Genomic DNA, 15511 nt, shown 5'->3' with positions numbered 1-15511 from the left:
GGACTAGGGAAGCCGGGGAAGCAGGGGAGGCAGGGGAAAAGGTTAAAGGGAAAAGGTTAAAGGGGAAAGGAATAAATTTAATCTTTCCCCTTTTCCCCTTACCCTTTTCCCCATGCCCTACTTAGTTTATGCTATGTATTGCTGAACTTTTGAAACTAGTTCATTTGTCCAGTGGTTGGTAAGTTCGGCGTTGGCGGCTTCTACCATAACTCTGATTACTGGTTCTGTACCAGAGGCGCGGACTAGAATTCTACCAGAATCACCCATTGCAGATTCGGCAAGAGCGATGGCTTTTTGTAGAGGTTGGCAATCTTTCCATGCTAAACGGCGATCGCGGTCTATAACTCGCACGTTCCGCAATAATTGAGGATAGGTCTGGAAGCTTTGCTCTACTAATTCTGCTAGGGAAACACCTGTTTGTTTTACTAAAGCTGCTATATGTAAAGCTGTTAATAAACCATCCCCAGTTACGGCATAATGACGGCAAAGGATGTGACCTGATTGTTCCCCACCTAGCATTCCCCCTGTTCGCAGCATTTCGGCTTGCACGTATTGGTCGCCCACTGCGGTACGAATCAACTTACCACCAATTTCTTGCCAAGCTTTCTCGAAGCCCAAGTTAGCCATGACTGTAGACACAATCAAGTTGTCTGGGAGTTGTTGCTTTTGTTGGAGGTGGCGTCCCCAAAGGTAGAGAATGTAATCGCCGTTAACTTGTCTGCCAGTATTATCTACTGCTAAGACGCGATCGGCGTCGCCATCAAAGGCAAAGCCAATGTCAGCGTTGTGTTCTTGTACTGTTGCTGCCAAAATATCTAAGTGGGTGGAACCGCAGTCAACGTTAATGCGATCGCCATCTGCTTCATTATGCAAGCAAATTACTTCTGCACCCATCTGTGTAAATACTGTTGGTGCTAATCCTACTGCTGCTCCCCATGCCAAATCTAAAACAATCTTCATTCCTTCAAGATTGAAGTTGCCATCTAAGGGTTTTTTCAAAGCTTGGCTGTAATAATCGATTAACTCCAAACGCGAGTAATGTCTTCCGCAATTACTGTGGGTAGCAGCAGTTGATATCTTCCCACGCAGTCCCGCTTCAATTTCTGCTTGCAATTGTTGGGGTAACTTCCCGCCATCAGCACCAAAAATCTTAATTCCGTTGTCTTCTGGAGGATTGTGACTAGCAGAAATCATCACTCCACCAATGGCATCACTGATACTCGTGAGATAGGCAACGCAAGGAGTAGGACACAATCCCAAATACCAAACCTCTAACCCAGCTGCTGTTAACCCAGCACTCAAAGCCATTGCCAACATATCGCTGGAGTTTCTGGAATCTTGTCCGAGAATCACCGGCCCGACGCTAGTGGCATGGTTACGCAAAACAATACCCGCCCAAAACCCAATTTGCAATGCTAGAGGCGCACTGAGTAATTCTCCCACTCGTCCCCGAATACCATCTGTGCCAAATAATGGATTTGCTGGTAGCGGTAGTAAATTCACTGCAAAACTGCTTTCAATGCCTTTGCCTAATCCATTCGCTTCGGAGGCACAATTCCCAGCAATGCCTGATGTCCGAGTTACAGATGAAACCATATTTTTTTAACACTCCACACAACAAACAAAAAAAATAGCACTTGAAACCAGATTTAACAATTTCAGCATTCTTTATTTTTTTGATAAATTTGCTTCAGACAAACTTAATTTTAAGTAAAACTACTTAAAGAAATGGAATAGAATTGTAAATATTTCATAAAATCAGTATTGGTTTTTACGTTGGTAAGTAAAGTTTACTTATTTTAACTAATTCTTTTTCTTATGCCCTCTATCTTAAATCTGGCCTCTTATACGGAACTTCCAACTAAAAAAATATTCCATCGCATTTTGCATAGGGAGCAGCAAAGCAAGCAGGAGATACAGTCATGTTGAGTCCATAAATTGGAATAATTGATTTTTTGGAGTTCCTGATGTATTAGTTCATACTTAATGTCTTTTTAAAAGATGAGTTGCAAATATCACCTAAAAATATTAAGTAATACTTAATTAATAGAACAGTTTTATCAAACAGAATTCAGGAGTCAGGAGTCTGAATTCAGAATGAATTGTGTACGAGTGGCGGATGAATAATCGGGTTGAAGACCACTAAATCTTCTCTTTCAGAGACGCTGCGCGAACGATTTAGTGGTCTTCTCCCAAGGGGAGACGCTACGCGAACAATTAGTGGCGGGTCTGAATCCCCCACTAATTGATTCTGACGCCTTGGCGGAGCGTCTTTGGCTTTACTCCTGAATTCTGACTCCTGAATTCTTCTTCAATTATTTTTGAATTTGTTGTGTAAAATACTACGAAAATTAATTAGCTTAAAGAATTTTAATATAAATTCTCATCAAATAGTTTTAAGGTAACGTTTTAATGGCCTTTTTAGCTTTTGGTCAGTTAAAACTCCGGCAGTTGACTTTTAAAGTTGAGAAATTTAGTATGAGCAGCAATTTAGCAACCAAATTACGTGTAGGTACGAAAAAAGCCCACACGATGGCAGAAAATGTTGGTTTTGTCAAGTGCTTTTTAAAAGGAGTAGTGGAGAAAAACTCTTACCGGAAACTAGTTGCTAACTTCTACTTCATCTACTCAGCGATGGAAGAGGAGATGGAAAAGCACCGCCAGCATCCTATTGTTTCTAAAATTTACTTTCCCCAGTTAAACCGCAAGCATACCCTAGAGCAAGACTTGAGTTATTACTTTGGTGCCAACTGGAGAGAGCAAATTCAACTATCTCCCGCAGGTGAAGCTTATGTAAAGCGGATTCGGGAAGTATCTGCTACAGAACCAGAATTGTTAATTGCTCACTCATATACTCGTTATCTGGGTGACTTATCTGGGGGACAAATTCTCAAAGGCATTGCCGTCACCGCAATGAATTTGTCTGATAGCCAAGGTACCGCCTTCTATGAATTTGCAGATATTTCTGATGAAAAGGCATTCAAAGCCAAATATCGCCAAAATTTGGATGAATTACCTTTAGATGATGCCACAGGCGATCGCATTGTGGAAGAAGCTAACGCCGCCTTTGGGATGAACATGAAGATGTTCAGTGAATTAGAAGGCAATTTGATCAAAGCCATCGGTGTTATGTTGTACAACAGCCTCACACGGCGTCGCGCACGTGGTAGTACTGAACTTGCCACAGCTGAGTAATACCATTTTGAATTTTGGATTTGAGATTTTGATTGTGAAATAGTCAGTAAATCGGCTTTTTGGCTATCCAGACTGTGGCAATCATTTTTCAAATTGGTATAATCAACGCTGAGTAATAGATGCGGAGTGTGGAGTGTGGAGTCATAAGTGCAAATAGCTGGATAAAAAATAATTCACAATTCTTTGTGTGAAAATACTGAGCGGCAAAACGCTCAAAATTTTAGGGGCAATAGCCCTGTGAGTGCTTTTAATTTGTGAAAGCAAGCATGGGGAGATTGTCCCTCAGTTATGTTGGGCATTGGGGAGATGGGGAGACTTGTACTGAGCGGAGCCGTTGGCGCACCCTCTCGCAGAGAAGTATGGGGAGACAAGCCAGACAAGGGAAGGAGAATAAATCCTGCTTTTTCAGTCAACAGTCAACAGTCATCAATCATCACTGAAAAGTCCCCACAATATTTTATCCTTTAAGATTTAGCCATCAAGGGACTAGAATTGTTACGATAATTTCAGATTAGACGTTGAAACCTTGATCCAATCTGAAACCTTAGAATTATTAGAATGGCATCGTCTGTGCCAACACCTTTCCACCTTTGCGGCAACGAAACTGGGGGTTATAGCTGCGCGTCATCTGAAAATACCTGATTTTCGGGTAGAAAGCGAACAGTTGTTACAGCAAACGAAAGAAGTGTATCAACTGGAAAGTCGCCTGACTACAGGAATTTCCTTTGAGGGAATTCAAGATATTGGTGATTCCCTAGAACGAGCAGAACGCAACGGCATTTTGACTGGAGATGAACTTTTAGCGATCGCCACTACCCTAGCTGGTGCAAGAAATTTACGCCGTGTCATTGACAATCAGGAAGATTTGCCAATACTCGCTGATTTGGTTGCCGATTTGCGGACTTATCCAGAACTAGAACAGGAAATTCACCGCTGTATCGACGAACGCGGACAGGTAACCGATCGCGCCAGTCAAAAACTGGGCGATATTCGCACAGATCTGCGGCGATTACGCACGCAAATTACCCAAAAGCTGCAAAATATAATACAAGCTAAATCTGGAGCAGTTCAAGAACAGATTATTACCCAACGGGGCGATCGCTATGTTATCCCCGTCAAAGCACCCCAAAAAGACGCTATTCCCGGTATCGTTCACGATACCTCCACTAGTGGTGCGACGCTCTACATCGAACCGAATTCCATCGTACCTCTAGGCAACCAACTGCGGCAAATCATCAGAAGAGAGCAAGCGGAAGAAGAAGCAATTCGCCGGACTTTGACAGAACAAGTAGCCGCAGTTAAACCAGATTTGGAAAGGTTGCTAGCAATTGTCACCACTTTGGATTTAGCAACCGCTAGATCTCGATATAGTTATTGGCTAGGAGCCAACCCGCCGCGATTCATCCAGCCGCAAGACAATGAAATGGTTACTTTGCGGAACTTGCGGCATCCCCTTTTGGTGTGGCAGCAACAACACGAACAAGGACAGCCAGTAATTCCCGTGGATTTACTTATTAGTCCCCACATTCGGGTAGTGACAATTACCGGGCCAAATACAGGCGGTAAAACTGTCACCTTAAAAACTCTGGGGTTAGCAGCATTGATGGCTAAAGTGGGTTTATTTGTCCCCGCCCGCGAACCAGTGGAAATTCCTTGGTTTGACAAAGTGCTGGCAGATATTGGTGACGAACAATCTTTACAACAAAGTTTATCTACATTCTCTGGGCACATCCGTCGGATTAGTCGGATTTTGGAAGCGTTGGGAGAAGACACGGAGACAGGGAGACAGGGAGACGCGGAGAATACTAACATCACCCCGTCTTCTTCCCTAGTTTTACTCGATGAAGTTGGTGCAGGAACCGATCCAGTAGAGGGTAGTGCCTTGGCCATTGCTTTGTTACAATATCTCGCTAATCACGCCCAGCTAACTATTGCCACCACTCACTTCGGCGAACTCAAAGCCCTGAAATATGAAGATGAGCGCTTTGAAAATGCCTCTGTAGAATTTGACGAAAGTACTCTCTCACCTACTTACCGTTTGTTGTGGGGCATACCTGGGCGTTCTAATGCTTTAACAATTGCCTTGCGCTTGGGATTAAAACCAGAGGTGGTAGAACAGGCGAAAACCCAAGTGGGAGAAGCAACAGATGAAGTTAATCAAGTAATTGCTGGCTTGGAAGCCCAACGCCGTCGCCAGGAAACTAAAGCTGCGGAAGCTCAAAATTTATTGCAGGAAGCGGAACGTTTATATAAACAAGTTTCTGCTAAAGCTGCGGCTTTGGAAGAAAGGGAGGGCGCTTTGCGGGCTTCACAGGAAGTAGCAGTGCAACAAGCCATCGCCCAAGCAAAACATGAAATTGCCCAAGTGATTCGCCGCCTGCAACAAGGTACACCCACAGCCCAAGACGCCCAGCAAGCAACCAACGCCTTGAATCAAATTGCCCAGCAATATCAGCCAGCAACCCCAGCAAAACCAAAACCTGGGTTTATGCCGAAAGTAGGCGATCGCATCCGCGTTCCCAAATTGGGACAAACAGCAGAAGTGTTAACCGCACCTGACGCAGATGGCGAGTTAAGCGTCCGCTTTGGGCTGATGAAAATGACTGTGAAGCTGGAAGATGTGGAATCTTTAGATGGGCAAAAAGCTGAACCAATCGTCAAACCCAAACCAGCCCCAGCCACAGTTACACCACCACCGCAAAACGTCCCAGCAATTCGCACCTCGCGAAACACCGTTGATTTGCGTGGTAAGCGCGTAGCTGATGCCGAATTTATTCTTGATAAAGCCATCTCAGAAGCCACAGGCCCGATATGGATTATTCACGGACACGGAACTGGCAAATTGCGACAAGGCGTCCACGCCTTTTTGCACCAGCACCCCAGAGTTAACAGCTACGAAGCCGCAGAACAAGCAGATGGCGGGAGTGGTGTTACTATCGCACATATAAATTAGACCTCTTGCAAAAGCGCTTTTTGGACTCTTTTGGGAAAAGGGAAAAGGTGAGCCAGCGCGGTCTTGGGGGTTTCCCCATGAGCGACTGGCGAACCCCGAAGGGGTTAAAGGGTAAAGGGAAAATACCAAACCTTTCCCCCTTTCCCCTTACCCTTTTCCCGACTTCTACAAGAAGTCTACGGTCTAGTTGGTGGTGAATTGGTGGGATTTGGAACTGGGATAATTGGCACAATTAAAGGCTTTGATTTTTCACTTTGCAGTTGGATTTGGGCTTGGTCGCGGGCGTTGATTGCTTGTTGGTAATCAGGTTTATATTTTATCGCTCGGTTGTAAGCAAGAATGGCATCTTGATAGCGTTGTAGATTTAATAAAGCATTGCCCTTGCTATACCAGCTTTGATAATGGTCTGGTTTATAGCGAACTGCGCGATCGTAAGATGCAATGGCATCTTCGTATTTTTGCAAACTATATTGTGAATTTCCCAGATTATACCAAAGTTGATAATCGTTTTTCTTAAAATTTGCTGCTTTATTATATGATTCTATTGCCGCGTCATAACGTTGACTTTGATGCATTGACCATCCTATGTTATACCATGCTTGATAATTGCTGGGGTTATATTTAGTTACTTGGTTAAAAGATTCAATTGCTTCGGGATAACGTTGTAAATTCATGAGGATATTACCTCTAGATAACCAAGCTTGATAAAAATTTGGCTTATATTGTACTGCTTTGTCATATGCTGTAAACGCATCTCGGTAGCGTTGTAAATTGACTAAAGCATTTCCCCAATTGTACCAAGCTGAAACGTAATCTGGTTTAAATTCAACGACCTTTTCATAAGCGGCGATCGCTTCGCTATATCGTTTGAGATTTTGCAAGGCTAAGCCTTTTTTGTACCATGCTTCAAAATCATCTGATTTCAATTCCAGGGCTTTTTCATAGGATTCAATTGCCTGGTCATATTGTTTTAAATTACTTAAAACGTCTCCTTTGGCATTCCAGACTTGGGTATTTTGATTATTTAGTTCTAAGGCTTTGTTAAAAGAAGCGATCGCTTCTTGATATCGCTGTAGATTTTCCAACACCAAACCTCTTCCAACCCAAGCTTCTAAGTAATCTGGCTTGATTTGAATTGCTTTGTCATAGGCTGCTAAGGCATCTTGATATTTTTTTAATTGCGATAGCGTTTTGCCTTGACCATTCCATGCTTGGGCGTAATCTGGTCTAATATTAACTGCTTTTCCATATACTGCTAATGCTTCTTGATAACGTTGCAAATCAAAAAGCGTATTTCCTTGTTTAGATAATTCTATGGCATTTTTAGAATTAACATGATTCAAGATAAATACTGATACAACTCCAGTCACACTAAACAAAAATATTGCCAATAGCAATTTGGATAATAAACCTTTTTTTGGTTGAGGTTTTATTATCTTATTTGCTGGCAAAATCGGGGTCAATGCTATTGTTTCAGCCGGCGGTTGTGACAATTCTTTTAGTGCTTTTAATGCTATTGTTGCTGAAGAATAGCGCTGTCGAAAATCATAGCGCACCATTTTATCCAAAAATTGAGCAAATTCTGGTGTTACCGTGGTTTTATCCTGCCAGACAATTTCATTAGTATCGGGATCTTTGACTATTTCTTCAGGAGATAATCCAGTCAGGGCTTGAATAGCAATTATCCCTGTGGCATAGATATCACTGCTTAATTTTGGCGTACCGTGAGCTTGTTCGCTAGGAATATATCCAGGCGTTCCAATAGCAACAGTACATTTAGTTGAATCTTGGGAAGCAATAATTTGGGTAGCAATTTGTTTGACTGCACCAAAATCAATTAAGATGAGCTTGCCATCAGCAACCCGTCTGAGAATATTTCGCGGATTCACATCGCGGTGAATTACGTTCTGTTGATGGACAAATTCTAAAATGGTCAAAATTTCTTCTAGAAGTGAAATCACCTCCTCTTGACTCCAGGTTTTTCCTGGTATTACTTCTTGACTGAGGTCGCGGCCTTCAATTAATTCCTGTACCAGATAAAATTGGGCATTTTCTTCAAAATAAGCTAAAAGTTGAGGAATGCGATCGTGAGTACCTAATTTGTACAGAACTTGAGCTTCTGTATCAAATAAACGCCTCGCTGTTTCCAAAGTTACTGGGTCATCTGCTTGAGGCTTGAGTTTCTTAACCACACATTGAGGCGAACCAGGTAATTGAGTATCATAAGCAACAAAAGTTTCACCAAAACCCCCACCTCCCAAGTTGCTAATAATTTGGTATCTTCCAACAAGTGTGTTTCCCAACATCTCGTTTGCCTAGTATAAGTGCCATGCGATCTGATTTTGATTCTGCCACAGGTTAAGGGGATGAGGGGGATGAGGGAGAATAATTCTTAACTTTCAACTCCCAACTCTTAACTCCCAACTCCTAACTCCCAACTCCTTTTAATAAATAAGTCATCATTTCCCCTTTCCCTTTCACTTTAATTAAACCTCGTTCTTCCAATACATATTTATCTTTTAAAAGTTGATAAGTTGCTTCACAAACTTGGATGCTACCTGCAATGCCGTGGGATTCCATGCGGCTGGCTGTATTGACTGTATCTCCCCAAAGGTCGTAGGCAAATTTTTTCAAACCAATTACTCCTGCGACTACTGGGCCGGTGCTGATGCCGATACGAATGCGAAAAGATTGGTTATTTTCTGCATTAAATTTAGTTACGGCATTTTGCATATCTAATGCCATGTTAGCTATGGCTATGGCATGGTTTTGAGACTGATTTGGTAAACCAGCAACGGCCATATAGGCATCACCAATGGTCTTGATTTTTTCCACTCCATGATTTTCTGCCAATTGGTCAAATAAACAAAATATTGTATTTAATAAATTAACTAATGCACTAGGAGATGTGCGAGTTGAAAGTTCTGTAAACCCAACAATATCAGCAAATAACACTGTTACTTCCATGAAGCTATCAGCAATAGTTGTGGGCTGTTGTTTTAGTTGTTCGGCAATCATTTCTGGCAAAATATTCAGTAGCAGGCGTTCTGATTTTTGCTGTGCTACTTGCATTGCTTTGCGAGCGTCGAATTCATTTTTTTGTAACCGTTCGTATAAATAAACAGAAAAAACACAAATGATGCAAGTCCAAAAAAGATATATACTGTGTTCGACATAAAAATCTAAGGGATTTTTGAGTGTGGGATTATATAAAAAATACAAACTCAAATAACAGATAATTGTCCCGACTTGTGATACTAAATGCATCCACCAGTGTACCGGCACGAGTGTTGCTTGAGTTAAAAACATTAAATTCCAAAGATTGTTTCTAGGTTCGAGATTATTAAATAACAATGCTAGGTCTATTTGAACAACACAAGTTACAGACCAACATAAACTCAAAAAAATTAAATCTGGATGGCGGCGACCTATAGAGGTTTTACATAAAGCCCAACAAAGCAAAATGAATAATTCTACAATAAAACTAATTTTCAAGGCATATATTTTGCCTTCTACCTGTGAATTTACCCAAAGGAAAAAAGCAGTCAAAGTCAAGCCAGAAATCAACATAATTTGAGCTTGTAATTGCAATCGCTTCACTAGAAAGCGCTGCCGCTGTTCTTCGTAGGATTGGCCTTGGCCATTGCTCATTTGCCAATGGGATATTCCTTGACTCATGAGGGCATCTAATTGAGTTTTATCAGAGTGACTTGGATGAATCATGCACTTTTTACGTTATTAGTAATCAAGGGAGTGGGGAGTTAAAAGTTAGGAATTAGGAGTTTTATGTGCCCCATGCCCCATGCCCAATGCCCCATGCCCAACAATTATGGTTCGTACCCCAACGTTAACTTTCGATCGCGGCACATTAATTTTGCATCCACCACCACGCGGCAAAGCTTGGATGGACTATGCCACATGGGACGATCGAGTGGAAAAATTCCGCATTCCGGCCATTAAATACCGATCGCTTGTGGAAGCACTGCAAGCGGAAGATGTGAACTTTATCGATGAAGCAAAGGGATTTTATCCTTTAGATTTGGTTACTAGTTTAGAAATGGAACCCTATCCCCACCAGAGTGAAGCCTTAGCGGCTTGGAAACTGGGAGGTAGGCAGGGGGTGGTTGTGCTTCCCACGGCGGCGGGAAAGACTTATTTAGCACAAATGGCCATGCAGTCAACCCCCCGCACGACGCTGATTGTAGTCCCGACTTTGGATTTAATGCATCAGTGGTATGCACATTTAGTGGCGGCTTTCCCGGATGCGGAGGTGGGATTGCTGGGGGGTGGTTCGCGGGATAAAACGCCTATTTTGGTGGCAACTTATGATAGTGCGGCAATTCACGCCGAAGCCATAGGAAATCAATATGCTTTGATTGTTTTTGATGAGTGTCATCACTTACCGACAGATTTTAATCGGGTGATTGCGGAATATGCGATCGCACCTTATCGCTTGGGACTTTCTGCCACACCAGAACGCACCGATGGCAAACACGCTGATTTAAATATTCTCATCGGTCAAGAAGTATATCGCAAACGCGCTGAGGATTTGGCGGGGAAGGCGTTAGCAGAACACGAAATTGTGCAAATTAAGGTGAAGTTATCGCAACAAGAACGAGAAAGATATAACCAATTAATTCAAACTCGCAACGACTTTTTAAAGCAATCTCGCATTTCCTTAGGGAGTCTGCAAGGTTGGCAAATGTTCGTGCAAATGAGTGCTAAATCCCAAGCTGGACGTAGAGCCATGTTAGCCCATCGTCAAGCCAAAGATATTGCTTTGGGTACTGATGGCAAGTTGCGAATTTTAGCTAATTTATTGGCAGAACATTATCCAGCACGAATTTTGATTTTTACTGCTGATAATTCTACGGTTTATCGCATTTCTCAAGAGTTATTAATTCCAGCAATTACTCATCAAACGCCGGTGAAAGAAAGGCATGAAATATTAACAAAATTTCGGGAGGGTACGTATAACACTTTGGTGGCTTCCCATGTGTTAAATGAAGGAGTTGATGTACCTGCGGCAACTGTGGCAATTATTCTATCGGGAACTGGTTCGGCTAGGGAGTATACTCAGCGTTTGGGGAGGGTTTTAAGGAAGGGAAATATTGAGAATAAGCAGGCGATTTTGTATGAGGTGGTGGCAGAGGATACCAGTGAAGAGGGGACTTCGGCGAGGCGGAGAGGGGAAAGAGGACGCGGGGATGGGGAGACGCAAAGAGAAGTCAGAGCGCCGGCTTCCGGCGATCTGAACTTCGGGGGACGCGGGGAGAAGAAGGGGAATTTGCAGGTTGTGTATGGAAGTGGGAAGGGAAAAAGTTTGAAGGCGGCGGAACAGTTAGAAATAAATTATTCAATTCAAAATCCAAAATCTAAAATCCAAAATTCAGCAGATGTTACCGACAGAGTTATTGATGCATCGCCAAAACGGGGAGGAGATTATTCCGAAGAGACTGAAGATTGACAATAAAACTTCGGAATTGGCGATGGAGTTAATTAGTTATTTTCAATCAACGGTGGGAAAAACTCAGGGTATGCTTGAGCGACAACTGACTGATTTTGAAGGAGATTCAACGGATTATCGAGTGAAGCGGGGATTAGCTTATATTCTCAAAAGCAGTTTTTGTACTTTTGAGGTGGTTAGTCCTTTGGAACCACAAATGTTAAGAGAAAGGGTGTTTTCTTTGGCGGCGAAGTCTGTTTCGAGTCGGGAATCTACACAAGTTACTTTGGATAAAATTGCTAATGAATTAACTCAAGAACTAGAACGGGAAGTTTTACCGGAACAAGTCCGCAATGGATTATATGCTGATTTAGCTGAGAATAAAATTTTGACGGTTTTTGATGCACCAGTACCATCAGATTTGTTAAATCGTTATAACTTATCTCAGGTACAAGGGGTTTTTTATAAAGCGAGTCAGTTAGTGTTAAATGCTCACCGCAATGTACCGGGAGAATATAAGCTGTTGTTTCGCTATTTAAAGTTATTTCAATTGATGGCTTATATTGAAGGTGATGCCGACCACGGATTTACAATTACCATAGATGGGCCGACGAGTTTATTTAATCCTAGTACGCGATATGGGTTAGCGATCGCCAAACTCATCCCCGCTTTACTCCACGTGACAAAATGGAGTCTTTCTTCCATTCTGCAAACTCGCGATGCCTATACAAATACTTGGAAAACTGGACGTTTTACACTCAATTCCGAATGCGGTTTAGTATCTCATTATCCACCAGGAAAGCCCTACGATAGTATGCTAGAAGCATCCTTCGCTGATAAATGGGATGCTTTAAAAAGTGGCTGGGCATTGGAGAGAGAAGTTGATTTAATACCAATTCCTGGTAGTGTGATGATTCCAGATTTTCGCTTAGTGCATTCAGATGGACGTAGCTTTTTATTAGAAATTGTTGGTTATTGGCGTCCAGAATATTTACAAAAAAAGTTTTCTCAAGTGCGGCGTGCTGGACGTGATGATTTAATTTTGGCAATTTCCGAGCGACTAAATTTAGAAAAAGCGGGAGTAAAATTAAATGATGTTCCCGCAAGAATTGTTTGGTTTAAAGATAAATTATTGCCAAAAGCAGTGTTAGCTGTGATGGATTAAACAAGGAAAAATGAGATGAAAAGTATAGAAACAATTGCCACAGTTAGCAAAGATGGTAAAATTACAGCGCAGTTACCATTGGATATTCTAGAGGGCGAACATCAGGTGGTAATAGTAATTAATGAAAAGCCTTTGACTGAAGAAGAAAAGAACAAACAAAAGAAAGCACCCCTGAAATTTTCCGCCTATTCTGTAGGATTAGTCTCGGAAAGTGTAACCTTCCGCAGAGAAGACCTTTATGCAAACGACTAATAACTCTGTTTTCATCGATACAAATATTTTAGTTTATGCTGGTAATTCCAAAATTAATGCAACACACTACTAGATTGACTTATTTGATAAGTGTTTTTAATACAGATAATATTCCTTTAGTGTATTCATTTTCTTCTATTCGAGAATGTAATTTTTTAGCTTCGCTTGTGGCATTTCCTACTAAATAACCATGTTCAACCGCTTGCAACATTTCAATGTCATTGCCACTTTCGCCAAAAGCTATAGAGTTTTGATAGTTAATATTTGTCTGTTTTAAAATAAAATTAACTATATCTTTTTTCCCTGTGCCCGCAGGTGTAAAATCCACATCATAACAATTTTCTGGGTCTCCACATAAGGGATTGCATTGGCTAATATTCACTGCGATGCCAGCCTTGTTAGCTATATTTTTGATTTGCAATAAAGCCTGTGAATCAAGTTCTTTGTTTCGTTGATGGTAATAGTAGTTTTTCAAGAAGCAAGAATCTTCTATTTGAGGTTGTGGTATCAAGTGAATATCATCTGACTTTAAAATATTAACTAAATTATTAACGAATTTTTCTGAAAATCCAGTTTCTTTAAGATTGTTCTCCCATTGTTTATCTTTTTCACCATATTGTTTTTCATTGAAGTAAGTTAGTTCAGTACCCAAACTACTGGCAATAAAATGAGGTAATACTTTTAAACCATATTTATTGATTTTTGAAAATACTGAAGTTAAACTACTGCCGGTAACCCAACCCAAAATAATTTGTTTTTCGTAAGTATGATTTAATAAATACTCTTCTAGTTCATTTTGATCCTTTTGATGGCACTCTTGGTTTTGGTGAGCCAGATAAGTTTCATCAAAATCTGTAAATACAATGTATTTAGGTTGATGAATATAAGGTAAGAATTTTATATTATTATGATAATATTTCATATATTTATTTAGTCATTTTATTTTGTTAATCTCAACCACATCTATTTTGCATAATCTGAAATTATACATTTCTTATAGGTCGCTCCATATATGCAATTTCAATGTGGTTTAGGCTGTATACATTGTAATTTTTAGCTTTGAAGTCCCTTTGAAATTAAGTAAATCATCTCATCTAAATCTTCTGTTTCAAATAAAGCTCTATTTTCTGATTCCTCTAACTTGTTTATACCGTGAAAACCTGCTTCATTAAAAATTTTAATTAAAGCATTATAATCAATAGGTAAATGAGGAGAACCAAGAAGAGAACGCTCGTTATAAAATTCAACAGTCTCAGCATAAGTAGGACTTTGGGCAGCTTGCCCTTCCCATGTCAATGCCATTGGAGTATCTCCTAGTAAAGCTTGTCCCACCGCCTTAGCACAACCACCAAATGCACCTAACACAAACAAAGGTTTATCATTGATTAGTGTTAATGCTGCTTCTTCAGCAATACCCGGAAATATTCCTTTATAATTAGTAACTTGACCTCCAAGAATAATTCTGGCGTCAATTTTTTTTGCCATTTCTTCTCGCATTGCTGTAAGACAACGCATCCAAACATAGCAATTTTCTTTGCCTTCTGGTTTCAGGAAAGTTTCATCCTCAATATCAAAAGGTTGTTGCTTAATATCTTCTGGTAGGGGAATTGCTTCAATTGAAACTTCATTCTTATACTCTGCCTGCCAATTAACGTCTGCTTGTAAATGTATTGGCCAAGCAAGAAAGTTGAATATTTTCTTTTCAGGCTGATTATTTTCCTGATGATTGTAGGCTTTGACCATCTCAATTAAATTCTGCGTAAAACCATCTGGGCGGAGGTCGCCACCGTATGCTATGCTTGCCCCTTGAGCAAGTAAATGACGACTAATTTCGAGCAAGGCACGTTTGAGATGATAATTGCTAAAACCAAGCTTTTCTAAATCGGGACTATTAGAAATAGAAATACCAATAACTTTGCCTGAAAGAGGCTTTTTCGGATGATTTGTAGCAATTGAAGTTACAGGAAAGGAAGGAGTCAAAGCTTTGATTTTTGGATTTAGTGAGTTGAGTAAGTTAATTTCATTATCTGCTAAAGGAGGGTCGGGGTATATTATTAGTGTATTATCTTTTGGTTGATTTTCCTGGAAATGTTGTACTAAATTCAACAGCTCAGGAGCAAAAGGTAAAACTAATGTTCATTTCTGGAAGTGTAGTGTTTCCTGTCTGTACAAACCTACAAATGCACAGAGTAGAATTCCAGAAAATCAATTTAGTTCTCTTTTAAAGAGCTATTTTTATACTTTTAATAAATAAAAATACATCTCAAAAATGCATTTTTAGGAAATTTAGTCAAGCTTTTCAGTTTTGAATTAGTGATTTATGTGGGGATTTAAAACACTGGTGCAAAGATTGGCAGGACTGATGTGATGCACAGGTAAGGGAAAATTCAACCGCAGAGGACGCAGCCAAAAGTATGAGTGGAGGCAATACTGCTCGGTTAACGATTTTTAACTCGGCATTGGGTCTGGGGAAAAGGTGAGCCAGCGCGGTCTTGGGGGT

General features: G+C 40.8%; 10 protein-coding genes. 5 read left to right on the top strand and 5 right to left on the bottom strand.

Annotated elements, in window-relative coordinates:
• Positions 1-126 precede the first annotated feature (126 nt).
• A complete protein-coding gene (gene glmM / locus GNE10_RS20290) occupies positions 127-1596 on the bottom strand; it encodes a phosphoglucosamine mutase (RefSeq protein ID WP_185566710.1) in 1470 nt (489 codons plus the stop codon).
• 882 nt (positions 1597-2478) lie between these two features.
• Here glmM and GNE10_RS20285 point away from each other — a divergent pair.
• Complete coding sequence (locus GNE10_RS20285) at positions 2479-3195, top strand: heme oxygenase (biliverdin-producing) (RefSeq protein ID WP_185566709.1); 717 nt, start codon at positions 2479-2481, stop codon at positions 3193-3195.
• A 526-nt stretch (positions 3196-3721) separates the two neighbouring features.
• Positions 3722-6148 carry an endonuclease MutS2 gene (locus tag GNE10_RS20280; protein ID WP_185566708.1) on the top strand — a complete coding sequence of 809 codons (2427 nt, stop codon included), beginning with the start codon at positions 3722-3724 and terminating at the stop codon, positions 6146-6148.
• Positions 6149-6324: 176 nt separating this feature from the next.
• Here GNE10_RS20280 and GNE10_RS20275 read toward each other — a convergent pair whose 3' ends face one another.
• Entirely contained in the window at positions 6325-8454 is a 2130-nt protein-coding gene (locus GNE10_RS20275; RefSeq protein ID WP_185566707.1) for a tetratricopeptide repeat protein, read from the bottom strand.
• A gap of 121 nt (positions 8455-8575) precedes the next feature.
• Positions 8576-9871: an adenylate cyclase gene (locus GNE10_RS20270; protein ID WP_185566706.1), complete on the bottom strand. Its 1296-nt coding sequence runs from the start codon at positions 9869-9871 to the stop codon at positions 8576-8578.
• A 106-nt stretch (positions 9872-9977) separates the two neighbouring features.
• Between GNE10_RS20270 and GNE10_RS20265 the strand changes: the two genes are divergently transcribed.
• Genes GNE10_RS20265 through GNE10_RS20255 form a run of 3 tightly spaced genes read left to right on the top strand, consistent with a single transcriptional unit; the run spans position 9978 to position 13011 of the window.
• The gene (locus GNE10_RS20265) at positions 9978-11615 is read left to right on the top strand and encodes a DEAD/DEAH box helicase (protein WP_185566705.1); all 1638 of its coding nucleotides are present in this window, start codon (positions 9978-9980) and stop codon (positions 11613-11615) included.
• On the top strand, positions 11545-12759 hold the full coding sequence (locus tag GNE10_RS20260; RefSeq protein ID WP_185566704.1) for a DUF790 family protein: 1215 nt from the start codon (positions 11545-11547) through the stop codon (positions 12757-12759). Before GNE10_RS20265 ends, GNE10_RS20260 begins: the two co-directional genes overlap by 71 nt.
• 15 nt (positions 12760-12774) lie before the next feature.
• Positions 12775-13011: a hypothetical protein gene (locus GNE10_RS20255; protein ID WP_185566703.1), complete on the top strand. Its 237-nt coding sequence runs from the start codon at positions 12775-12777 to the stop codon at positions 13009-13011.
• A gap of 79 nt (positions 13012-13090) precedes the next feature.
• Here the strand turns inward: GNE10_RS20255 and GNE10_RS20250 are convergent, their stop codons facing one another.
• Positions 13091-13933, bottom strand: a complete 843-nt coding sequence (locus GNE10_RS20250; protein ID WP_185566702.1) for an HAD-IIB family hydrolase — start codon at positions 13931-13933, stop codon at positions 13091-13093.
• A gap of 131 nt (positions 13934-14064) precedes the next feature.
• Positions 14065-15117: a hypothetical protein gene (locus GNE10_RS20245; RefSeq protein WP_221642920.1), complete on the bottom strand. Its 1053-nt coding sequence runs from the start codon at positions 15115-15117 to the stop codon at positions 14065-14067.
• Positions 15118-15511 lie beyond the last annotated feature (394 nt).

Origin of the sequence: Nostoc sp. 2RC, from assembly GCF_014222165.1 — a bacterium.
Taxonomy (GTDB): domain Bacteria; phylum Cyanobacteriota; class Cyanobacteriia; order Cyanobacteriales; family Nostocaceae; genus Nostoc; species Nostoc linckia.
The sequence above is the reverse complement of the archived record's forward strand: the minus strand, read 5'-3'. Positions and strand labels throughout refer to the sequence as shown.